This is a genomic window from Caballeronia temeraria (assembly GCF_001544795.2).
GTDB classification, from domain to species: Bacteria; Pseudomonadota; Gammaproteobacteria; order Burkholderiales; family Burkholderiaceae; genus Caballeronia; species Caballeronia temeraria.
Genome location: NZ_FCOI02000013.1, coordinates 199,062 through 220,340, shown reverse-complemented (window position 1 = coordinate 220,340; position 21,279 = coordinate 199,062). Strand labels below are relative to the sequence as shown.

Here is a 21,279-nt window from a genome sequence, read left to right as displayed (position 1 = left end):
CGCTGTAATGAGACGGCGACGTTCCTCGCGAGGAGCGTCGCCGCTTGTACAAAAAAGCGCGGGAAATTGTCATGAAGCACACTTTTGAGCAGTTGCGCCTCGACTCGGTGTCGCGCAGCTTCACCAACGCGGAAGGGCAGCAGCTCGCGGCGTTGAAGGGCCTCGATCTGAACATCCAGCGCGGCGAATTCATCGCGCTGCTCGGGCCATCGGGCTGCGGCAAGTCGACCGCGCTGAACTGCATCGCCGGATTGCAGCCATTGACGGGCGGCGGCATCTGGCTCGATGAAAAACGTATCGACGTTCTGCCGCCCGAAAAGCGCGGCTTCGGCATGGTGTTTCAGAACTACGCGCTCTTTCCGCACATGTCGGTGCTGGATAACGTGGGCTTCGGGCTGAAGATGCGCGGCGTATCGAAGGCCGAGGCGACGAAGCGCGCGAAGGCCGCCTTGCAGCTCGTGCAGCTGATCGGCCACGACGCCAAGCTGCCCGGCCAGCTTTCCGGCGGCCAGCAGCAGCGCGTCGCGATTGCGCGGGCGATCGTCATCGAACCGCCGCTCGTCTTGATGGACGAGCCGCTTTCGAACCTCGACACCAAGCTGCGCATCGAGATGCGCGCCGAAATTCGCCGCATCCACGGCAAGCTGGAGCGCGCGACGATCTACGTGACGCACGATCAGGACGAAGCGCTCTCGATGGCCGATCGCATCGTCGTGATGAAGGAGGGCGTCGTGCAACAGGTGGCGTCGCCGAAGGAAGTCTATTCGCGGCCGAAAAACCTGCACGTCGCGCGATTCATGGGCTTTCGCAACGTCGTGCAGGCGACGCTCGAAGGCACGCAGGGCGATTGCGTCGCGGTGAACGCGAACGGCGTGCGCCTGCTCGGCACGCCGATGGAAGGTTTCGACACCAAGCGCGTTTCGGTCGCCTTGCGTCCGGAGGACATGGAGCGCACGACGCCCGGCGCCGAGAACGCGTTCGATGCGCACGTCGAAGTCGTCGAGTACGGCGGACGCGATTCGCTCATCATCGTCGAAACGGCGTTCGGCAAGCTATGGGCGCGCATCGCGGGCGAATGCAGCGAAGGCGAGCGCATTTCGCTGCGCGTGGCGCCTTCTAAGACGCTCGTGTACGGAGAAGAAAAATGATCGCGCTTCCCGCGCAGCAACGCGATCCGAAGGGCTGGCTCGTCGCGCCGGCGCTGATCTTCATTCTCGCGCTGTTCATCTATCCGTTCGCATACGGGCTGATGCTGTCGTTCAATCCGATGAACGGCGGCAGCATGTGGACGAACTACGTCACGTTCTTTACCGACTCGTCGATGTGGCCGACCATCATCGTCACGCTCAAGCTCGCCGTGCCCGCGACGATCATCAACGTGGGCGTGTCGGTGCCGGTGGCGTTCGCGCTGCGCCGCACGTCGCCGTGGCAGAAGTTCGTGACGACGCTGCTCGTCGTGCCGGTGACGCTCGGCACGGTGCTGATCGCCGACGGCATGCTGACCTATTTCAGCCCGAACGGCTGGTTTCCGCAGGCGTTGCAGGCGCTGCATCTCTATGGCGACGAAGTGCGGCTCACGCACAACTACTGGGGCGTGCTGATTTCGCTGATCGTGTCGGGATTTCCGTTCGCGTTTCTGCTGACGCTGTCGTACGTGACGGGCATCGATCCTACGCTCGCGCGCGCCGCCGCGACGCTCGGCGCAAGTCCGTGGCAGCAGTTCCGTCAGATCTATCTGCCGCTCTTGCTGCCCGGCCTTACGATGACCGCGTGTCTTTCGTTCGTGCAGGCGTTTTCGGTGTTTCCGTCCGCGGTGCTGCTCGGCGCTCCCGCCGGCCCGACGCGCGTGATCTCGATCGCCGCATCGGAGGCTGCGTTCGAGAGCTACGACTACGCGCTCGCATCGACGATCGCGATCGTGATGGGCTTCGTGCAGTTGCTCGTCGTCGGCGGCATGCTCGGCGCGCGACGCTTCTTTTATACGGGCCCGGTGACGGGAGGCAAGGGATAATGACAACCGATAACCGTGCGGCGTCCGGCTGGCAGGCCGGCGCCCTGACTCAAAGCCCCGGCAAACCGATGAAACAGCAAGCGAGCCTGCGCGACAGATTGTGGAAGTTCTTCGTCTGGACGACGATGGCCTTCTTCCTCGTCAACGTGCTGCTGCTGATCGCGACCGTCGCCGTGAATTCGGTGGCGACGCGCTGGTTCGGCACGCTGCTGCCGCAAGGCTTCACGCTGCACTGGTATGCGCAGGCGTGGAGCGACTTTCAGCTTTCGAGCGTGCTGCTCGTGACGCTCGAAGTGGTGGGCGCGGTGGTGCTGCTGTCCATCGCGCTCGGCGTGCCGGCGGCCTACGCGCTCGCCCGCGTGCAGTTCCCCGGTAAGCGCTTCGCGATGCTCGTGTTCCTGCTGCCGCTGATGGTGCCGCCCGTGACCTACGGCATCCCGATGGCGACGGTCATGTACAAGTTCCATCTCGCGGGCACGCTGACCGGCGTGATCCTCGCGAACCTGGTGCCTGCGCTGCCGTTCGTCATTCTCGTGATGACGCCGTTCATCGAGCAGATCGATCCGAATCTGGAATCGGCCGCGCGCATCTTCGGCGCGAACACGCTGCGCTACTTCCGCTACGTACTGCTGCCGCTGCTCGTGCCGGGCATGCTGGCTGCTGGCCTGCTAGTGCTGGTGCGCACCATCGGCATGTTCGAGCTGACGTTCTTCACCGCCGGGCCGACGACCCAGACGCTCGTCGTCGCGCTGTATTACGCGGTGTTTTCGACGGGCGTGCGCGCGCCGCAGTCCATCGACGCAATGGCGATGATCTACATGGCCATCACGATGATCTGGGTGCTGATCGCGCTGCAGTTCGTGAGCCCGACGCAGCTCGTGTCGCGCGTGAAGGAACAGAAACAGTGATGTGCGCCCGCGCCGCCGCGCGGGCTTTTTCCGTATAGAAGTACAGAAAGTGACGAAATTCCGTGAAGTCGTAGCGTTGGACGCAGAGCCGCGCCTGAGCATTTCCAGCGGGCCGCATGTCATCGAAATCGCGCCGATGGCGGGCGGGCGCATCACGCGCTTCGCCACGCAGGACGCGCGCGGACTGCGTGACTGGCTCGTGCCGGTGACGCTCGCCGGCTGGCCGTGCGATGCGTGGCCCAAGGGCGGCAGCTATCCGCTCGTGCCGTTTTCGAATCGCGTGCGCGATGCGCGTTTTCCCGCACCGGACGGTTCCGTCGTCGAGCTGGCGACGTTTCCCGGCATGACGCACGCCTTGCACGGCTTCGGCCAGTTTGCGCCGTGGACCGTCGAGCTTCAGGAGGCCGATTGCGTCGTCATGCGCTATGTGCACGGCGAGGGCGAGCACGGCTGGCCGTGGGCGTTCGAGGCCGTGCAAATGATCGAGGCGAACGCTCAGGGCGCGCGGCTGTCGATGCGCATTGCGAACCGCTCGTCGAGCGCGATGCCCGTCGGCTTCGGCTTTCATCCTTACTTCGACGCGCAGGAAGCCGAGCTCCACACGACGACGCACTGGCGCCACGAAGCGGAAATCGCGATCGAACCGACGCCCGAGCGGCCCGTGCCTCTTCACGAGCGCGAGGTGGAAGGCTACACGCGCTATCTGAGCGGCTGGGACCGCCGCGCGACGCTGCGTTACGCGGACGGCCGCACACTCGAACTGACCGCCGACGATCCGCTGAACCACGTCGTCGTGCATTGTCCGGCGGGCGCGGCGTATCTATGCGTCGAACCGGTGTCGCACGTCAGCGACGGCTTCAACCTCGCGGCGAACGGCTTGTCAGGAACCGGCGTTGCGGTCATCGAGCCAGGTAGTGAAATAGCGGCGTCGCTCGTGATGGCAGCCGGCGCGAACCTGGCCCGGCGCGACGGCGACGCCGCCTGACGCGCGCCTCGACACAGGCGCGTGCGCCCGCCGGAACGCGCGACGCATTCGCCGGCAACGGACTCCCGACGACGAGGCAAGCATCTCGGTTCATGGCGGCACCTCCATCCGGTGTGCGTATCAGCGCGTGAGCGGCATCGAAAAGAACGATTCAACGAGATCGACGATGCGCCACGTCGCGCAAGGCCGGCGGCAATGGGCGTCGAAACCGGCGTCCTTCAGCGTTTGCACGGGATCGGCCGGCCAGACGTTGCTCATCGCGACGAGCAGGCGGCCGGTCACGTCGCCGTCCGTGCGCAGCGTGCGCAGAAAGACGTAGCCGGATTCGTTGTCGAGACTCGTATCGAGAAGAAGGGCGTGCGGCTGCCAGCTATTGACGAGCGCGCGCACGGATTTCAGATCCTGCGAAAGGATGACCTGCAAGCCTTTGAGCCGAAGTTGCACGGCGAGCGAATCGCCGATCGACTTGTCCTTGTGGGCGATCAGCACGCGGCGCGATGCATCTCCGGTGCGCGCTCGCTTGATACGCCACAAGGCGAATTCGCTTTCGTTGGCGGCCAGACGGCTTGACATCTCATCCTCCATTCTCGTTTTGGGTTACGTGGTGATTCGACTGCGACCAGTTTCGACCGGACGTGCCAATCGCTAAACCCGGCACGGGAGGGGACGACGGAGGATTTTGGGAGACTGCCGAATGTATCCCTGCGAAAGGAGGGTGGAATCCGTGCAGGGCGCGCGTAATATCGGAAACGTTCTCGGAGCGTCGCAATGGAAAATGGCTATTTCAAAACTGTGTTGCTAGTTGAGGACGAAGGGCTCACCAGGAGCGCCATGAAAAGCCTCATCCTGGCGAACGAGCCATTGCTCGAAATCGACGAAGCCGATGGCTTCGAGCAGGCGAAAGCCAAGCTTTCCGCCAATACCTACGATCTGATGTTTCTCGATTACCACCTGCGCGGCCAGGACACCGGCATGGATCTGCTCAACTGGATCCGCGAGGAAGAGCGCGAAGTCCAGACGATCATGCTTTCGGCGCAGGACGACCGCGACACCGTGCTCGAATGCATCAAGAACGGCGCGTGCGGATTCATCTCGAAGGGCAGCGAGCAGGGCGCGGGCGTGTTTCGCGAAGCGCTGAAGACGATCCTGAACGGGCGCGTCTATCTGCCGAACACCGTGCTGGGCAAGGGCGGCCACAGCCCAAAGCCCGTTTCGCCGCATGCGGGCGTGACGGTCGAATCGCTCGATCTGCCGCCGCGCCTCACCGAGACGCTGCGCTATCTGCTGCAAGGGCTGTCGAACAAGGCGATCGCGCGCAAGATGAACATCAGCGAAAACACCGCCAAGGAATACTCGAGCGACTTGCTCGCGCGCTTTCACGTCACGCGGCGAACGTTTCTGATCGTCGAAATGGCGCGGCGCGGCATCGAAATGCCGATGAGCAATACGTCGTCGGCCTCCTGACTTCCGTTCGTACTCTTCGACGCGGGCGCTCCGAAAGGGCGCCCGCGTCGTTGCATCCGCGCTGCGTTTTTTTCATCGTTCCGAGGAATGCAGCCCGGGATGGTAAGGTAGAGCCCGAATTTAATTTGAGATGGAGTCAGCGTAGGTGATTCGCAGGATGACGTTCATAAAAACGCAAGGCGCCGGCACGGCATTCACGGTGACAGCGGCGCTGCTTCTCGGCGCATGCGCGCCGCTTCCGCAGCAGACCGACACCGACGCAGCCGCGGCGGCGTCTGCATCGGCGACCGCGCAGGCGATTCGCGCGGCGACCAAGGCGCCCGCATCCTCGGCGCAGCCGGGCGAGCAGCGCATCATGGTCGGCACCGCGAATGGCTATCATCTGATGATAAAGACGACGCCACCATCTCAAGTCTGCGACGACGACGCTTTCGCCGACGGCGTGCGCTACGGCTACGCGCTCACCTGGAACCGACTCGTCGGCGAGGACGCGCGCAACGGCGGCAAGGCGAAGCGCAAATTCGACGCATCGGCGGTCCACTCCCAGGACGATCAGTACAAGATCCAGTGGGACGGCAAGGAACGCGTCAACGCGTGCGCATCGGACGGATATCTGATCGGACGCGTCGTCGGGACGCATCAGGCTGGCATCGACATGCGCAACGGCAAGCCGTCCTGAGCGCGAAAACGGGGATTAATCGCAGGTGTGCGTCGCCGTGACGTATCGGCCCGCCGCCGCGATATCGCCGTAAATCGTATAGCCGGTGCCGCTCGCCGATGCCTGCGCGATGACGAGCACCACGGACTGGCTCGTCATGCCGCCGCTGGGCACGGAAACGGCCAGCGTATCCGAACTCGGCGAGTACTCGCGCACGCGCGGCGCGATCGGCGTCCATTTTTCCTTCACGCAGCGGATGAAGTCGTACGGCCTGTATTGCGACGTCCCCGAGCCGAAGGGCACGGTCTTGAGCAGGGCGTCGTCGGTCGAGACGCAGGCGCTCAAAAAAGACGCGCCGATGGCGGAAAGCAAGATTGCTGTGGTTTTTCTCATGATTCCGATGCCTTTTTCTGTAGTGTCCGCTTAAGCTACCGTCCCATGTTCATCCGACGCCATGCGGCTGTCGATCCTAACCGTTTCCCTGACAAACCGTAAAGCGCGCACGATCGCTCGTTCGTGCCGCTCGCGCCGTCCGGAAAACCGCGCCAGATCTGAAAGTAAGCTTTCGATCCGTAGTTTTCCCAATATTAGTCAAGTCGGGTCAACCGTCGCCGTTATATAGGCGTTTCATGCTTTGAAGCCTTTTGTATGGCGCGAGCGCGGGCGGCGGGAGCCGAAATGGCGCTCACCGGCCGCGAGTCGTGCGCGGGTCCCGATAATCGTGATGTCTCGCTGTCGTCGCCAAATTGCTGACGATCGGCAGCGTGAGCCAGTTTGATAGAACGCATGTCTCGCACAAAGTTGCTCGCCCGGCTTCGCGCCATTTCCCCGCTCGGACGTCCGTCCGGCGGTGTCGATCTTCAGCGGCTCGCCGCGCCCGTACTCACGGTCGTGATCTGCGTGCTGCTGCTCGTGGTCTTCCAGCATCTTTCGCGCTCGGTCGATTACAAGTCGGTCATCCACTCACTGCGCATGATGACGCCGCAAGCCTGGGTCGCGGCGCTTCTCGCCACGGCGCTCAGTTTCGCCGCGCTCGCCGGGCGTGACGCGGTCGGGCTGCGTCATATCGGCGTTTCGGTGCCGCGCTCGTTGCTGTGGGTCGGCGCGACGGTCGGTTCGGCGCTCGGCAACGTGACGGGTTTCGGCGCGCTGACAGGCGGCGCCGTACGCTGCCGCGTGTACGGCGCGGCCGAGGTCACGCCCGCGCAGGTCGGCCGCCTGACGATCTTCACGAGCGTCACGCTCGCGCTGTCGCTCGCATTCATGGCCGCCGCCGGCATGCTTTTCGGCGCGGGCACGCTCTCCGGCATGCTGCATCTGTCGCCCGTCGTGTTGCGCGCGATCGGCGCGGCGCTGCTCGCGGTGTTCGCGGCAATGGTCATCGTCTGCGGACGCGAGCCGCGCACGCTGCAATCGCGCTGGAAATGGCTGTCGTTCACCGTGCCGGCGCGCCGCGATTTCGTCGCGCAGACGGCGCTCGCCGTCGTCGACGTATTCGGCGCCGGTCTTGCGCTCTGGGCGCTCCTGCCGAACCCGCAAGTCGGCTTCGGCGAATTCATGACGGTTTTCTCGGCGGCGATGCTGCTCGGCATGATCGGCCATACGCCGGGCGGCGTCGGCGTGTTCGAAGCGGCGATGGTGTACGCGCTCGGCGGCAGCGTCGAGACGCCGGACGTGGTCGCCGCGCTGCTCGCGTATCGCGCAATCTACTTCGGCCTGCCGCTGATCCTGTCGGCCGGCGTCATGGCCGCGTTCGAAGGCCGGGCGCTGAAAGGCCGTTTCAACTTCCTGAGCCCGGCTCGCGTGTCGCAGCTCGCGCCAGTGTTCCTGTCGATCGTCACCTTCGCGGCCGGTTCGATGCTCGTGATCTCGGGTGCGACGCCCGCGTTCAAGATGCGCATCGCGCTGTTGCAGACCATCGTTCCGCTGTGGGTGCTGGAAAGCTCGCAACTGCTCGGTTCGGTGTTCGGCGTGCTGCTGCTTTTCGTCGCGCGCGGCCTGATGCGCCGGCTTGACGCCGCCTGGTGGCTCGCGCTCGTGCTCGCCGTGACCAACCTCGCGCTATCGCTTGCGAAGGGTCTCGCGTTCGTCGAAGCGGGCGTGCTGGCGTTCCTCGTCGTGCTGCTCGTTTTGACGCGCGAGCGCTTCAATCGCCGTTCGTCGCTCTTCGCCGAGCGTTTCACCGCGACGTGGCTCATTTCTATCGGCGTCGTGATGGCGCTCGCCGTCTGGATCATGTTCTTCGCGTTCCGCGACGTGCCGTACAGCCGCGATCTCTGGTGGCAGTTCGCCTTCGACGAGCGCGCCCCGCGTGCCTTGCGCGCGACGCTCGCGGCGGCGCTGTTCGCAGCCGCCTTCGCCGTGTGGCAACTGCTGCGCCCCGCGGCGGGCCGCTTCGTGAAGCCCGCGCCGCAGGATCTCGCCGATGCCGCGCGCATCTTCCGCGCGCAGGAGCGCAGCGACGCTGGCCTCGCGATGATGGGCGACAAGAGCTTCCTCTTCTCCGAGTCGCGCGAAGCCTTCCTGATGTACGCGAAGCACGGCCGCACATGGGCCGCGCTGCACGATCCGGTCGGTCCGCGCCGCGAATGGGCGGAACTGATCCGCAAGTTCGTCGAGCTCGCGCATGCACACAACGGCCGCGCGGCTTTCTATCAGGTGCGCGCCGATGCGCTGCCGCTCTATCTCGACGCCGGTCTCACGCTGATGAAGCTCGGCGAGGAAGCGCACGTCGCGCTGTCGGATTTCGATCTGAAGGGCGCGCATCGCTCGCATTTGCGTTATGCGCTCAAGCGCGGCGAGCGCGATGGCTTCGACACGGAAGTCATCGGCGTAGAGCGGATCGCCGAAAGCATGCCGATGCTGCGCGCCATCTCCGACGACTGGCTCGATAGCCGTTCCGCGCGCGAAAAGAGCTTCTCGGTCGCGGCGTTCAACGAGGAATATCTCGCGGCGCAATCGGTGCTGCTCGTGCGTCAGGCGGGCAAGCCGGTCGCATTCGTCACGTTCATGACGACCGACATGAACACCGAAGCGACCGTCGGCGTGATGCGCCATGTGTCGGCCGCGTCGCCTTACGCGATGGAATACCTCTTCACCAAGCTCGCGCTGCATCTGAAGGATGCGGGGTTCAAGTCGCTGTCGCTCGGCATCGCGCCGCTTTCGGGCATGGAGCCGACGCCGCTCGCATCGCACTGGCATCGGCTCGCGGGCCTCGTGTGGCGCTTCGGCGGACGTTTCTACAACTTCCGCGGTTTGCGCGGATTCAAAAGCAAGTTCCAGCCGCGCTGGGAGCCGCGCTATCTGGCGGCGTCCGGTTCGGTCGGCGTATTTTTCACTTTGGCAGATCTTTCGCTGCTCGCGGGCGGCTGGCGTTCATGAAATTCCTTGGCAAGAAAGCGGCGGCGCTCCTGGTGGCCGCCGTCTGTGGTGCATCCCTGACCGGTATGGCGCATGCCGCCGAATCGATTTCCGGCGGTCGTTATGGTCAGGTGAAGCTGACTAAGCCCATCGGCGACATGACCGGCTTCGTCGTGCTGTTCTCCGAGAAAAGCGGCTGGACACCGGCCGATCAGCAGGCCGCCGATGCGCTCGCCGCCAAGGGCGCGATGGTCATCGGCGTCGACACGCCGCGCTATGCCGCGCGCATTGCCGCCGACAAGACCGAGAAGGCCTGCCACAACCTCGTCGGCGATGCGGAGAACATGAGCCATCAGCTCGAACGCACCGTGCAGTCGAATCATTATTTTTCGCCGATCCTCGTCGGCACGGGGCAGGGCGCGACGATCGCGGAAAGCGCGCTGAAGCAGGCGCCGGACAATACCGTGGCGGGCGCCGTGTCGCTCGCCGCCGACCCGATGCTCGACGCGCGTTTCAATCCGTGCGCGCCCGATTCGACCATCATCCACGCGAAGGGCTTGCCGGGCTTCTTCGAGTACACGGCTCTGCTGGAAACGGGCCGCACGAAGGCCGACGCCCTCGTCGCGATGACGGCGCCGCATCTGAAAAAAGCGCCGCCCGCGACCGAAAGCGACGTCTCCGATCTGCCGCTGATCGAACTGCGCGCCGCGCAGCCGACCGATCTGCTCGCCATCGTCATTTCCGGCGACGGCGGCTGGCGCGATCTCGACAAGACGATGGCGCTCGCGCTGCAACGCGATGGCGTGTCGGTGATCGGCATCGACTCGCTGCGCTATTTCTGGAGCGAGAAGACGCCGCAGCAAACCGCCAACGACATCGCCCGCGTGATCCGCACGTATAACGCGCGCTGGCATACGAGCCATGTGGCGCTCGTCGGCTATTCGTTCGGCGCGGACGTGATGCCGTTCGCGTACAACCGTCTGCCGGACGCGGCGCGCGCGCAGGTGTCGTACATTTCGCTGATGGGCTTTGCGCCCGACGCGGACTTTCAGATTCGCGTGACCGGCTGGCTCGGCATGAAGGCGAGCGAGAAGGCGCTCAAGGTGCGGCCGGAACTGGACAAACTGCCGCCGTCGATGGTGCAGTGCATCTACGGCGAGAAGGAAGAAGATACGCTGTGTCCCGCGCTGACGAAGACGGGCATCGAAGTGGTGAAGCTGCCGGGCGATCACCACTTCGGCGGCGACTACGATGCGCTCGCGCGCCGCATCCTCGCGGGCTGGCGCAAGCAGATCGCGGCGCGGCAAGGATAACGCAGCGCCACGCCGCGGCCCGCTTACTTGAGCGGGCCGAGATAATCCCGCTTGCCGATCGGCGCGCCGAGATGACGCAGGATGTCGTGCGTCGTCACGACGTGAAAATAAAAATTCGGCAGCCCGAAGCCGAAGAGATAATCGTCGCCCGAGAACGACGGCGAGAAGTCCGGAAACTTCAGCGTGACGGTACGCGTTTCGCAACCGGCCAGCGACGCCTTGTCGATGCTCTTCAGAAACGCGATCGTCTTCTCGATCCGTGCCTGCAGCGTCTCGAAGCTGTCCTCGTCGTCCTCGAAACGCGGCGCCTCGACGCCGGCAAGACGCGCCGCCGAGAGTTTCGCCGTATCGCTCGCGCGCTGAATCTGCGCGGCGAGCGGCAGCATGTCGGGCGCGAGACGCGCGCTGATCACATCGGCGTGAGCGAGGCCTTTTTCATCGGCGAAGGCGGCGCCTTTCTTCAGCAAATCCGAGCACACTTCGAGTCCACGGATAAACACGGGAATCGAGGCGCGATACATCGTAAGGGACATGGGCTTGCGCTCCTTGAGGTTCGGGTTTCGACAGCGACAGGGCAGACAAGCATAGCGCCGCGCACGGTTGATTGCTTGAATCGCCGGGGAGTCTCAAAGATTCCGCGCTTCCCACGCGCGCAAATCGGCACTGTATTGGTCCAGCGCGTCCTGGTACAAATCGAAGACGCACGGATTGCAGCCGCTCTGGCAGCAGTCTTCCGGCAACGGACATTCGGGCGGCGACGGCCGCGGATCGTCGGTATGACTGGATGAATCGTTCATCGCTCCATTGTGCATCGGCTTTGCCGGGCGCACGCGGGCGGCTAGACTCTGGCGATCGAACCGAGGGACTCACGCGATGAATCAGATCGTCGGCATTGCGCTCTTCGCCGCGCTCACGAGCGCCTTGCTGGCCGGCTGCGTCGCGCCGGCGCCGGGCGGTCCGGACCAGACGAATTCGAACGCGCAAAACGCCTGGAGCGCCGAAATCCGCCGCACGCAGGACGGCATTCCGCATATTCGCGCGGCCGATTGGGGCAGCCTCGGCTTCGGTTTCGGGTACGCGCAGGCGCAGGACAATCTCTGCACGCTCGCTGACGGCTTCGTCACCTATCGCGGCGAGCGCTCGGCGTATTTCGGTCCCGACGCGCGGCCGGCTTCCCCGGCGACCTTCGGCCAGCCGCGCAACATCGACGCCGATTTCTTCTTTCGGCTGGTGGGCGATCAGGCGAGCGTCGAACGTTATCGCGCGGCGCAATCTCCCGAACTCCGCAATCTGATCGACGGTTTCGCGAACGGTTACGACCGCTATCTCGCCGATCTGAACGCCGGCAAGTTCCCGGATGCCCACGCGGCGTGCCGCGGCAAGCCGTGGGTCGACAAGATCAGCGCCGACGACATCTACCTGCGCCTGATCGCGGCGAATCTGGCGGGGGGCTCGGCGCGCTTTCTGACGCCGATCGTCATCGCCCAGCCGCCGAAGCCGGCAGCGGCGTCTTCACGGGGCGATAGCGCGCAGACGAAGCTGGAATCGTTGCGATATCCCATCGGCGAGCATTCGGGCATCGGCAGCAATGCGCTCGCGTTCGGCGCGCCGATCACGCGCGACAAACGCAGCATCCTGTTCGGCAATCCGCACTGGTTCTGGCGCGGCCCCGACCGCTTTTATCAGGCGCAACTGACGATTCCCGGACAGGTGAACGTCGCGGGCGTGTCGTTTCTCGGCGTGCCGCTGATCGTGCTCGGCTTCAACGAAAACATCGCGTGGACGCACACGGTGTCGAGCGCGCGGCGCTTCGGCATTTTTCAGTTGGCGCTCGATCCCGCCGATCCGACGCGCTATCTCGTCGACGGCCAAAGCGAAGCGATGACGCCCGTGCCGCTCACCGTGCGCTCGCGCCGCGCCGACGGCACCTACGAATCCGTGTCGCGCACGCTGTACAGGACGCGTTTCGGGCCGGTCATCGACCTTTCGCCGATGGCGCAGGGCCTCGGCTGGACCGCGCAACACGCCTATGCATTCGCCGACGTGAACATCGACAACACGCGCGCGTTCCAGAACTTTTTCGCGTGGAATCAGGCGCGTTCGCTCGTCGACTTCATGGCGATCCAGAAGCGCTACGCCGGCATGCCGTGGGTCAACACGTTCGCCATCGGGCGCGGCGACGACCGTGTCTGGTTCGCCGACATCGGCCCGATCCCGGACGTGCCCGACGCGCTCGCACAGGCCTGCACGACGCCCGCCGGCCGCGCGTTCGCGGGCCGCGTGCCGGGCGTGCCGTTCCTCGACGGCTCGAAAAGCGCGTGCGCGTGGTCCGTCGATCCGGCGAGCGTGCAGCCGGGCGCGCTGCCCGTCGAGCAACTGCCGAACATCGTGCGCGGCGATTACGTCGGCAACTTCAACGACAGCTACTGGCTCACCAACGCGAATGCGCCGCTGTCGGGCTATCCGCGCATCGCGGGCGCGACGCGCGTCGAGCAGTCGCTGCGCACGCGCTACGGCCATATGCTCGCGGCGCGCCTGCAACGCGAGCGCGGCGGCGTGACGCGCGAGGCGCTGGAATCGGCGGTGCTGGCGACGAATTCGATGTCCGAGCGGCTCTTCCGTCAGCCGCTGCTCGACGCGGTCTGCACCGTCGACGAAGCCATCGGGCCGCTGCACGAAGCCTGCACGGTGCTGCGCAACTGGGACGGCAAAGCGGATGCCGACTCGCGCGGCGCGAATCTGTGGGACGAGTTCTGGCTGCGCGCGCAGCGCATCGCGCCGGAGCGTTTGTACGAGACGAGCTTCGATCCGAATAAGCCGCTCGCGACGCCCGCGGGCTTCAACGTCGACAATCCGGCGGTCGTGCAGGACTTGCGCCAGGCGCTGGGCGGCGCGGCGCTCGCGCTGAAGCTGAACGGCTTCGCGCTCGATTCGCGGCGCGGCGACATTCTTTACACGACGCGCAACGGCGCGCGCGTGCCGCTCTACGGCGGATGCGACGAAGCGGGCTACTTCGGAATCGTCTGCGCGCGGCGTCCGCTCGACGCGAAGGGTTATCCGATGGACATCAGCGGCCAGGGCGACAGCTATGTCCAGGTGGTCACGTTCGGCGAAAACGGCGTGGAAGCCGACACGATGCTGTCGCACTCCGAATCGGACGATCCGGCCTCGCCGCACTCGGGCGACGCGACGCGCGCGTTCGCCGCGAAACGCTGGTCGCGCTTTCCGTTCACCGAACAGGCGATCGATTCCGAGCCGGCAACGACGCGCATCACCATTTCAGGAACGCGCGACGGCGGGACCGGCTCGCCAAAACATTGAAAAAACCGCGCAAAACACGCATGCGGCGCGCGGCGCCGGGTCGAGACGCGGGCAAATCCCGTCTATTATTGAAGTTTGCCTCGAATGGATACACGGTCATGACTATCGGCGACAGCACGCAACACGATGAAGCAGTACGGATCGATTCCGCCGCGCTGCGGGAATTCGTGGATCGCAAATGGAACGACGAGATCGTGCCTGCACTGACCGACTACATCGCCGTGCCCGCGAAGAGCCCGATGTTCGACAGCGACTGGGCGCGCAACGGCTTCATCGAACGCGTGGTCACGGACGCGGTCGACTGGATCAAAACGCAGCCGGTCAAAGGTCTCAAGGTCGAGATCGTGCGCCTGCCGGAACGCACGCCGGTGATTTTCTTCGAAGCGCCCGCCACGCGCTCGGGCAGCACGGAAACGGTCGTGCTGTACGGCCATCTGGACAAGCAGCCGGAGTTCGAAGGCTGGCGCAGCGACCTCGGCCCGTGGACGCCCAAGCTGGAAGACGGCAAGCTCTACGGCCGCGGCGGAGCCGACGACGGCTATGCCACCTACGCCAGCATCACCGCGCTCGCGGCGCTGGATGCGCAGGGCGTCGAGCGCCCGCGCTGCGTGGGCATCATCGAAACGTGTGAGGAATCGGGCAGCTACGATCTTTTGCCTTACATCGACGCATTGCGCGAGCGGCTCGGCGATGTCGGCCTCGTGATCTGCCTCGATTCCGGCGCGGGTAATTACGATCAGCTCTGGCTCACGACTTCGCTGCGCGGGCTCGTCGCGGGCGATCTCGAAGTGCAGGTGCTGGACGAAGGCATCCACTCGGGCGGCTATGGCGGCATCGCGCCGTCGGCGTTCCGCATCTTGCGGCAATTGTTCGAGCGCCTCGAAGATTCGAGCACCGGCAATCTGCTGCCGGAGAGTTTCCACTGTCCGATTCCGATTCCGCGCCGGCGCGAAGCCGAAATGACCGCGCGCATCCTCGGCGACGACGTCTGGAAGAAGCTGCCGTGGGCCTGCGGCGCCGATGGCGGCAGCGTTCTGCCGACGACCACCGATCCGCGCGAAGCGCTGCTCAATTCGACGTGGCGTCCATCGCTCACGGTGACGGGCGCGTCGGGCCTGCCGCCGCTCGCCGATGCGGGCAACGTGCTCGCGCCGCGCACGGCGTTCAAGTTGTCCTTGCGTTTGCCGCCGCTCGTCGACGCGGCGAGTGCGGTCGTGAGGCTGCAGCGGCTGCTCGAAATGGATCCGCCGTACAACGCGAAGGTCACGTTCAAGCCCGAAGTGGGCGCGGCGACGGGTTGGAACGCACCGGATCTCGCGCCGTGGCTGCGGACGTCGCTGAACGAGGCATCGAAACGCCATTTCGGCGCGGATGTCGCGTATATCGGCCAAGGCGGCACGATTCCGCTGATGAACACGCTCAAGGAAGGCTTCCCGCGCTCGCAATTCATGGTGTGCGGCGTGCTCGGTCCGAAGTCGAACGCGCACGGCCCGAACGAGTTCCTGCATGTGCCGTATGCGAAGAAGCTGACCGCCTCGGTTGCCGAGGTGATCGCGGCTGCGCCTTGAGGGGAAGAGCGTTCAGCCTTCGTTTCGTTTGGGAAGCCCGGTTCGCCCGGGCTTTTTTTCGTCGGTTTTCAGCGATTTTGTAAAAACAAACTGGTAAGGCCAGTTGATCGTCTGTAAAGTGATAGCCCGCGCGCATCTCAAAAACGAGCGCGCGAGCCATCAACTATGGAGACGAGTGTCGCAATGAACGCATCCCCCACGTCCACCCCTTCGGCCGCCGAACAGCGCATCGACGCGAACACGCTGCACGCCTATGTCCGTGCCATCTGGGAATCCGCCGGCAGCGCGCCGCGCGAGGCCGAACTGGTCGCGGATCATCTCGTGATGTCGAATCTGTCGGGCCACGATTCGCACGGCGTCGGCATGATCCCGCGCTATGTCGCATCGCTCGCCGAAGGGCAGTTGAAGCTCAACACGCATGCCGAAATCGTGCGCGACGCCGGCGCGGTGCTGACTGTGGATGGCCGCAAGGGCTTCGGCCAGGTCGTCGCCTACGAGGCGATGGAGCACGGCATCGAACGGGCGAAGAAGCTCGGCGTGTGCGCGGTCGGGTTGCGCAATGCGCATCACATCGGGCGCATCGGCCACTGGGCGGAACAGTGCGCGAAGGCGGGACTCGTGTCGTTCCACTTCGTGAACGTCGCGGGCGATCCGCTCGTCGCGCCCTTTGGCGGCATCGACAGGCGTTTCGGCACGAATCCGTTCTGCGCCGCCTATCCGCGCGACGGCAAGAGCCCGCTCGTGCTCGACTTTGCGACTGCGGGCATCGCGTATGGCAAGACGCGCGTCGCGTACAACAAGGGCGTGAAGGTCGCGCCGGGCATGCTGCTCGATCACGAAGGCAAGCCGACCATCGAGCCGAAGGTGATGCACGAGGAGCCGTTCGGCTCGCTCACCGCGTTCGGCCTGCACAAGGGTTCGGGACTGGCGGCGCTGTGCGAGATTTTCGGCGGCGCGCTCTCGGGCGGCTATACGACGCACGAAGACACGCTGGAGCAGTCGAGCGCGATCATCAACTGCATGACTTCGGTGATCGTCGATCCGAACGCTTTCGATGCGCCCAAGGCCCAGGCGGAAGCCGAGGCGTTTCTCGAATGGATGAAGGCGTCGCCGCGCGCCGAAGGTATCGATGCGATCTACGCGCCGGGCGAGCCGGAAGAGGCGCGTCGCGCGGATCGCAGCGCGAACGGCATCGCGATCGATCCGACGACGTGGAAGCAAATCCGCGATTCGGCGACGCAATCAGGCATGCCGGAAGCGGACATCGCGAAGTTTGCGGACGCGCTGAAGTAACTCGAATGCGAGCCGGCGCGGAAAATTGGTCAAGCCAGTTTGCCGCGCCGCTCGGGTTCAGACGACCAGATCCCTTTCGATCCATTCGATCACGGACGTGCGCTTGGGCTGCCAGCCGAGCAGCTCGCGGGTGCGCTTGCTGCGCACGCGGCTGTTCGACCCGAGTCCGTAGGACGCCATTTCATAACCCCATTCCTCGATCGCTGCCGGCAACGGCCAGTCTTCCGGCCCGCGCAGACCGAGAGCCTTCGCCATCGCGGTCGTCATGTCGCGGAATTGCGCCTCGCCGCTTTCGACGAAGTAGAACGTTCCCGCCGGCGATTTCTCGAGCGCAAGCCGATAGATGCCGACGACATCGTCGATATGCACGTTCGACCAGATATTCAAGCCGCGTCCCACGTGACGGACGATGCCGCTCTTGCGCGCCTGACGCTCCAGACGCGGCAATTGAACGCTCGCCGTATCCCGCACCGCGCCGTGGCCGTAGATCAGCGTGTTGCAGAGTACGGCCGAGCGCACGCCACGCTTGGCGGCGTCGAGCACGAGATTGTCGATTGCGACGCGCGGCGCCTTGTCCGGCGTCGGTTCGGGCAGACCGTCCTCGGTGTAGATGTTGTCCGACGCTTCGCCGCCCGACGCATCGCCGACAATGCTCGATCCGCTCGTATGCAAAAACGGCTTGTTCGAGCCTTCGAGCGCGCCGATCAGCGCTTCGACCGCGCCGCGATGATCGCTGCTGGCCGCGTTGATGACCGCATCGGCGGCGCGCGCTTCGGCGGCGAGCAGCGCGGTATCGTCCAGACTGCCGATGACCGGTTCGATGTTCAGCCGTTTCAGTTCGTCCGCCTGTTCCGCGCGACGGATCAGCCCGCGCACGCGATGTCCGTCCTGCGCGAGTCCCGCCGCGATCGAGCCGCCGATGAAACCGCCCGCGCCCGTGATAAAGATGTTCATGTTCTTGCTCCGTCAAAGGTTCAAACTGCGATGAGCGCAGTATGAGCCGCTTCGACTTTCGCAAAAACAGCGATAGTCTCAAATGAAACTTGACTCAGAATCAACAATCCGAATCCATCGACGCAATCCGGACCCACGATGCCATCGATCGAACTCATCAACGCGCCCGGCCTGCCGATTCCGGCCGGTCATTACAGCCACGCGACGCGCGCAGGCAACCTCGTCTGCGTATCCGGCCAGTTGCCGATTCGGCCGGACGGCACCCATACCGGCGATCTTCCGTTCGAAACGCAAGCCGAGCAGACGCTTTCCAATCTACGCACTGTGCTCGAAGCGGCGGGGGCGAGTCTCGCCGATTGCATCGAGGTGACGGTGTATCTCGTCGGCGTCGAGCACTGGAAGGCGTTCAACGAGATCTACGCACGGCACTTCGGCGCGTGGAAACCGGCGCGCGCCGTGGTGCCGGTCGGCGCGCTGCACTACGGTTACTTGCTGGAAATCTCCGCGCGCGCGTGGGTCGAACGCGCGTAGCCTTTCCCGTTACGCAAGATCGAGTGAGCCTGTCAGGTCGCCAAGCGGCGCCTGGCCGCTCGCGGCGAACGCGCGATCCCGTGCGGCCACGCCGTCGAGCGGCGCGAGATCGTGCACGCGGGAGATGAAGCGCAGGATCGAGTTCGTGTCGTACACGGTGTGATCGACGTAGCCCTTTCGCGCAAACGGCGAAATCACGAGCGCCGGGATGCGCGAGCCGGGTCCCCAGCGATCGCCCTTCGGTGGCGAGACGTGGTCCCACCACCCGCCGTTCTCGTCGACGGTGACGATCACCACGGTGTTCGCCCACTGCGGCCCGCGCTGGATATGTTCGATCACGTTCGAAATATGCCGGTCGCCCGAAGCGACGTCCGCATAACCCGCGTGCATGTTCAGATTGCCCTGCGGCTTGTAGAACGTGACGGCGGGCAGGCGGCCAGAGTCGATGTCCGCGAGCAGCTTGTTCGTCGACGGATCGTCGCCCAGGCCGGCGTCGCGCAGATGCCGGGCGCGCGCCTCCGTGCCCGGCGCGAAGCTGGCGAAATAATTGAACGGCTGATGGTGATACTGGAAATCGGGCACCGCGCCGGTGTCGCGATGCTCCAGCGCGTACTGCCATGCGCCGCTGTACCACGCCCAGTCGACATTCTTGTCCGACAGACGATCGCCGATGGTCGCGTAAGTCTGCGGCGGCAAAACCGACGCGTTCGAGCGATCCGCGTAACGTGGATCGCCGCCTTGCGGTGGCGGTACGTTGCTCGGCTGATACGGCGGAAACATGGTGTTGACCGCGTAGCCGTCCGCGGTGAGCGCGCCGTCGCGAACGAATTTCGGCGGCCCTTCGAGTGCGGATTTCGGTGAATCGGGCGCGAGCTTCAGACGCGAACCTGTGGGATCGTCGCCTTCGACGACCGCGAGCAGCTTCGCCGCCGGGCTCCCCTTCACGTCGGGATAGAAGGGCGCCTGCGCGGAAATCAGGAAGATGTGATTCAGCCACGAACCGCCGAACGCCGACATGAAGAAGTTGTCGCAGAGCGTGTATTGCTGCGCGAGTCCCCACAATCTCAGCGTGTCCGGCGAATTCCGGTAATGGCCCATCACGAGGCCGCCCGAGTCGCCCCACGCCGCGAACTGATTGTTGCGTCCCGCATTGATCTGCATCTGGTTCTGATAGAAGCGATGCACGAGATCCCGCGTGATGACGGAATTGGGCAGCGGCGCGCCGTGCGCATCCGCGATCTCGAAGGGCGCGTTCCGCAAGTCGGCGATTTGCTGCTCGGTGATCGCGTAATGCTTGCCGCCGACTTCCTGCGCCTGAGGCACGAGCCCGCCCCAGATTTTCGGGAGCGTGGGCATGGGCGTGACGCCGTCGCGGTCGAACTGCGTGTAATGCGATGCGGGCACGGCCGAGAGCGGATATTGCACGCCCGGGTAGTTGCCGTAGAGATTCGTGAAGCTGCGGTTCTCCGCGTAAATCACGACGATGTGCTGCACCTTGGCCGCGAGCGTGCGGTCGAGCGCGAGATCGGCTGCCGTCTTCGGAGTGGAAGGCTTGCTGTCGAACAGATTGCACCCGCCGAGCGACAGCCCCGCGAGACCCACGCCAGCCGCGAGCAGCCGCCGCCGCGAGGGGTCGGTGGGCGCATCGCCAACTGGAGTGTCATTGCCAGACGGAAGTTCGTGCTGCGGATGATCGTTTTCATTCATCGCCTGACTCCTCGTGAACAAGCGGCGCACGCCCGATGACGCACGCCCGCATTATCGACGCCGAAAGATGACGCGCCCGTTACCGGCGCCCCGACTTGACCGCCTTGCTGCTCGCGGTTCAACTGAGTGGGGATGATGCCGCATCGCGCCGCCGCATGAAACCCGGCCGAACGGCATAGGAGAAAAACAGGAATTTCGTGCGAATCCGCCTATGTCTTTTGGCCGACTGGAAAGCGCGAACGACCGTGACTAACATCAACTGAACACGAGCTTTGCTCCGACGAGAACGAGCGTCGCGGCGAGCACGCGTCGCAGCAGGGTTTCCGGCGCCTTCGAAGACAGCATGCTGCCAACGGCGATGCCTGGAATCGAGCCCACGAGGAGCGAGGCGAGCAAGTCCCAGTCGACCGAGCCGAGCATCCAGTGACCGGCGCCGGCAATGAGCGTGAGCGGCACGGCGTGGGCCACGTCGGAGCCGACAATGCGCACCGTCGCGAGACGCGGATAAAGCAGGAGCAGCACGGTCACGCCGATCGCGCCCGCGCCCACGGAGGTGATCGAAACCAGCACGCCGAGAATCGCGCCGGTGACTACCGTCCAGGCGGCCGTGCGAACGGGGTGTTCGGGACGGCCATGCCCCTTCTTGTAGGCGAAGCGTGCGAGTTGCGGCCTGAAGATCAGCGAAATGGCGGTGATGAGGAGCGCCGTGCCGAGTATCAACTGGATGAGCCGCGCGGTGCCCGGCGATGTAATGCCGTGCTCATGCAGAAAGTACAGTGTGATAGCCGCTGCCGGCACGCTGCCTGCCGCGAGACGGCCAGTGATGCGCCAGTCGACCGAGCCCTTGATGCCGTGAACGAGTGTGCCGGCGGTCTTGGTCGCGGCAGCGTACAACAGATCGGTGCCGACGGCGGTCGCCGGATGAATGCCGAACAGCAGGACGAGCAGCGGCGTCATCAGAGAGCCACCGCCCACGCCCGTCAGCCCGACCAGGAAACCTACCGCGAGTCCTGAGGCAGAATAAAGTAAGTCGATATGCGGAAATGACATTGCGCGCGGAGAACCCGTCAGGCGTGGTTGGGTCGAAAAACCGTCGATGATAGCGGGTAAGCGGCTCACTTGCTGCATGAAAGCTACGCGCGACCGGACGATTGCAGCATGCCAGGCGCTCTGGCGCGGTCCAGAGCGCTTCACGAACACCCTTCA

General features: G+C 64.8%; 19 protein-coding genes. 12 read left to right on the top strand and 7 right to left on the bottom strand.

All coding sequences use genetic code 11. The annotated features are described in order from the left end of the window. The first annotated feature begins 71 nt into the window (after nucleotides 1-71). From AWB76_RS20260 to AWB76_RS20245, 4 genes are all read left to right on the top strand, one after another. On the top strand, nucleotides 72-1,148 hold the full coding sequence (locus AWB76_RS20260) for an ABC transporter ATP-binding protein (RefSeq protein ID WP_061161914.1): 1,077 nt from the start codon (nucleotides 72-74) through the stop codon (nucleotides 1,146-1,148). Further along, nucleotides 1,145-2,011, top strand: coding sequence for an ABC transporter permease (locus tag AWB76_RS20255; RefSeq protein ID WP_061161913.1), 867 nt, complete (start codon nucleotides 1,145-1,147; stop codon nucleotides 2,009-2,011). The genes AWB76_RS20260 and AWB76_RS20255 overlap by 4 nt, the downstream gene beginning before the upstream one ends. Before the next feature lie 68 nt (nucleotides 2,012-2,079). Then, nucleotides 2,080-2,919 (top strand): ABC transporter permease, encoded by an 840-nt coding sequence (locus AWB76_RS20250; protein ID WP_374729938.1) that lies wholly within the window; start codon nucleotides 2,080-2,082, stop codon nucleotides 2,917-2,919. 49 nt (nucleotides 2,920-2,968) lie between these two features. Continuing rightward, nucleotides 2,969-3,904: an aldose epimerase family protein gene (locus tag AWB76_RS20245; RefSeq protein WP_061161911.1), complete on the top strand. Its 936-nt coding sequence runs from the start codon at nucleotides 2,969-2,971 to the stop codon at nucleotides 3,902-3,904. 120 nt (nucleotides 3,905-4,024) lie between these two features. Here the strand turns inward: AWB76_RS20245 and AWB76_RS20240 are convergent, their stop codons facing one another. Beyond that, entirely contained in the window at nucleotides 4,025-4,477 is a 453-nt protein-coding gene (locus AWB76_RS20240) for a response regulator (RefSeq protein WP_061161950.1), read from the bottom strand. A 195-nt stretch (nucleotides 4,478-4,672) separates the two neighbouring features. Between AWB76_RS20240 and AWB76_RS20235 the strand changes: the two genes are divergently transcribed. Then, nucleotides 4,673-5,368, top strand: coding sequence for a response regulator transcription factor (locus tag AWB76_RS20235; RefSeq protein ID WP_061161910.1), 696 nt, complete (start codon nucleotides 4,673-4,675; stop codon nucleotides 5,366-5,368). A gap of 157 nt (nucleotides 5,369-5,525) precedes the next feature. Next, nucleotides 5,526-6,047, top strand: a complete 522-nt coding sequence (locus AWB76_RS20230) for a hypothetical protein (protein ID WP_061161909.1) — start codon at nucleotides 5,526-5,528, stop codon at nucleotides 6,045-6,047. Between the two features lie 15 nt (nucleotides 6,048-6,062). On the opposite strand, the gene AWB76_RS20225 is transcribed toward AWB76_RS20230, so the two are convergent. Then, nucleotides 6,063-6,419 (bottom strand): hypothetical protein, encoded by a 357-nt coding sequence (locus tag AWB76_RS20225; protein WP_061161908.1) that lies wholly within the window; start codon nucleotides 6,417-6,419, stop codon nucleotides 6,063-6,065. A 393-nt stretch (nucleotides 6,420-6,812) separates the two neighbouring features. Here AWB76_RS20225 and mprF point away from each other — a divergent pair, with 393 nt between their 5' ends. Next, the gene (gene mprF, locus AWB76_RS20220) at nucleotides 6,813-9,407 is read left to right on the top strand and encodes a bifunctional lysylphosphatidylglycerol flippase/synthetase MprF (RefSeq protein ID WP_082864475.1); all 2,595 of its coding nucleotides are present in this window, start codon (nucleotides 6,813-6,815) and stop codon (nucleotides 9,405-9,407) included. Next, the gene (locus tag AWB76_RS20215) at nucleotides 9,404-10,699 is read left to right on the top strand and encodes a virulence factor family protein (RefSeq protein WP_061161906.1); all 1,296 of its coding nucleotides are present in this window, start codon (nucleotides 9,404-9,406) and stop codon (nucleotides 10,697-10,699) included. Before mprF ends, AWB76_RS20215 begins: the two co-directional genes overlap by 4 nt. 23 nt (nucleotides 10,700-10,722) lie before the next feature. Here the strand turns inward: AWB76_RS20215 and AWB76_RS20210 are convergent, their stop codons facing one another. Further along, nucleotides 10,723-11,232 carry a DUF1993 domain-containing protein gene (locus tag AWB76_RS20210; protein ID WP_061161905.1) on the bottom strand — a complete coding sequence of 170 codons (510 nt, stop codon included), beginning with the start codon at nucleotides 11,230-11,232 and terminating at the stop codon, nucleotides 10,723-10,725. Nucleotides 11,233-11,325: 93 nt separating this feature from the next. Then, the gene (locus tag AWB76_RS20205; protein ID WP_061161949.1) at nucleotides 11,326-11,511 is read right to left on the bottom strand and encodes an oxidoreductase-like domain-containing protein; all 186 of its coding nucleotides are present in this window, start codon (nucleotides 11,509-11,511) and stop codon (nucleotides 11,326-11,328) included. A 61-nt stretch (nucleotides 11,512-11,572) separates the two neighbouring features. Here AWB76_RS20205 and AWB76_RS20200 point away from each other — a divergent pair, with 61 nt between their 5' ends. The 3 genes from AWB76_RS20200 to AWB76_RS20190 all read left to right on the top strand — a co-directional run bounded on the left by AWB76_RS20200 (nucleotide 11,573) and on the right by AWB76_RS20190 (nucleotide 16,881). Then, nucleotides 11,573-14,020: a penicillin acylase family protein gene (locus AWB76_RS20200; protein WP_061161904.1), complete on the top strand. Its 2,448-nt coding sequence runs from the start codon at nucleotides 11,573-11,575 to the stop codon at nucleotides 14,018-14,020. A 98-nt stretch (nucleotides 14,021-14,118) separates the two neighbouring features. After that, nucleotides 14,119-15,588, top strand: coding sequence for a M20 family metallopeptidase (locus tag AWB76_RS20195; protein WP_061161903.1), 1,470 nt, complete (start codon nucleotides 14,119-14,121; stop codon nucleotides 15,586-15,588). 183 nt (nucleotides 15,589-15,771) lie between these two features. Then, complete coding sequence (locus tag AWB76_RS20190) at nucleotides 15,772-16,881, top strand: malate/lactate/ureidoglycolate dehydrogenase (RefSeq protein ID WP_061161902.1); 1,110 nt, start codon at nucleotides 15,772-15,774, stop codon at nucleotides 16,879-16,881. Nucleotides 16,882-16,938: 57 nt separating this feature from the next. Here the strand turns inward: AWB76_RS20190 and AWB76_RS20185 are convergent, their stop codons facing one another. Continuing rightward, complete coding sequence (locus tag AWB76_RS20185; protein WP_061161901.1) at nucleotides 16,939-17,835, bottom strand: NAD-dependent epimerase/dehydratase family protein; 897 nt, start codon at nucleotides 17,833-17,835, stop codon at nucleotides 16,939-16,941. Nucleotides 17,836-17,973: 138 nt separating this feature from the next. Between AWB76_RS20185 and AWB76_RS20180 the strand changes: the two genes are divergently transcribed. After that, the gene (locus tag AWB76_RS20180) at nucleotides 17,974-18,366 is read left to right on the top strand and encodes a RidA family protein (protein WP_061161900.1); all 393 of its coding nucleotides are present in this window, start codon (nucleotides 17,974-17,976) and stop codon (nucleotides 18,364-18,366) included. 9 nt (nucleotides 18,367-18,375) lie between these two features. Here the strand turns inward: AWB76_RS20180 and AWB76_RS20175 are convergent, their stop codons facing one another. Beyond that, a complete protein-coding gene (locus AWB76_RS20175; RefSeq protein WP_061161899.1) occupies nucleotides 18,376-20,073 on the bottom strand; it encodes an acid phosphatase in 1,698 nt (565 codons plus the stop codon). A gap of 255 nt (nucleotides 20,074-20,328) precedes the next feature. Next, entirely contained in the window at nucleotides 20,329-21,123 is a 795-nt protein-coding gene (locus tag AWB76_RS20170) for a sulfite exporter TauE/SafE family protein (RefSeq protein WP_061161898.1), read from the bottom strand. Between the last annotated feature and the right edge of the window lie 156 nt (nucleotides 21,124-21,279).

Excerpts from the sequence above, each read along its gene's own strand:
- AWB76_RS20230 (WP_061161909.1), top strand. The coding sequence starts at position 5,526 with ATGACGTTCATAAAAACGCAAGGCGCCGGCACGGCATTCACGGTGACA.
- AWB76_RS20180 (WP_061161900.1), top strand. The coding sequence starts at position 17,974 with ATGCCATCGATCGAACTCATCAACGCGCCCGGCCTGCCGATTCCGGCC.
- AWB76_RS20255 (WP_061161913.1), top strand. The coding sequence starts at position 1,145 with ATGATCGCGCTTCCCGCGCAGCAACGCGATCCGAAGGGCTGGCTCGTC.
- AWB76_RS20205 (WP_061161949.1), bottom strand. The coding sequence starts at position 11,511 with ATGCACAATGGAGCGATGAACGATTCATCCAGTCATACCGACGATCCG.
- AWB76_RS20260 (WP_061161914.1), top strand. The coding sequence starts at position 72 with ATGAAGCACACTTTTGAGCAGTTGCGCCTCGACTCGGTGTCGCGCAGC.
- mprF (WP_082864475.1), top strand. The coding sequence starts at position 6,813 with ATGTCTCGCACAAAGTTGCTCGCCCGGCTTCGCGCCATTTCCCCGCTC.
- AWB76_RS20175 (WP_061161899.1), bottom strand. The coding sequence starts at position 20,073 with ATGAATGAAAACGATCATCCGCAGCACGAACTTCCGTCTGGCAATGAC.
- AWB76_RS20210 (WP_061161905.1), bottom strand. The coding sequence starts at position 11,232 with ATGTCCCTTACGATGTATCGCGCCTCGATTCCCGTGTTTATCCGTGGA.
- AWB76_RS20225 (WP_061161908.1), bottom strand. The coding sequence starts at position 6,419 with ATGAGAAAAACCACAGCAATCTTGCTTTCCGCCATCGGCGCGTCTTTT.
- AWB76_RS20170 (WP_061161898.1), bottom strand. The coding sequence starts at position 21,123 with ATGTCATTTCCGCATATCGACTTACTTTATTCTGCCTCAGGACTCGCG.
- AWB76_RS20190 (WP_061161902.1), top strand. The coding sequence starts at position 15,772 with ATGAACGCATCCCCCACGTCCACCCCTTCGGCCGCCGAACAGCGCATC.
- AWB76_RS20240 (WP_061161950.1), bottom strand. The coding sequence starts at position 4,477 with ATGTCAAGCCGTCTGGCCGCCAACGAAAGCGAATTCGCCTTGTGGCGT.
- AWB76_RS20215 (WP_061161906.1), top strand. The coding sequence starts at position 9,404 with ATGAAATTCCTTGGCAAGAAAGCGGCGGCGCTCCTGGTGGCCGCCGTC.
- AWB76_RS20235 (WP_061161910.1), top strand. The coding sequence starts at position 4,673 with ATGGAAAATGGCTATTTCAAAACTGTGTTGCTAGTTGAGGACGAAGGG.
- AWB76_RS20195 (WP_061161903.1), top strand. The coding sequence starts at position 14,119 with ATGACTATCGGCGACAGCACGCAACACGATGAAGCAGTACGGATCGAT.
- AWB76_RS20250 (WP_374729938.1), top strand. The coding sequence starts at position 2,080 with ATGAAACAGCAAGCGAGCCTGCGCGACAGATTGTGGAAGTTCTTCGTC.
- AWB76_RS20200 (WP_061161904.1), top strand. The coding sequence starts at position 11,573 with ATGAATCAGATCGTCGGCATTGCGCTCTTCGCCGCGCTCACGAGCGCC.
- AWB76_RS20185 (WP_061161901.1), bottom strand. The coding sequence starts at position 17,835 with ATGAACATCTTTATCACGGGCGCGGGCGGTTTCATCGGCGGCTCGATC.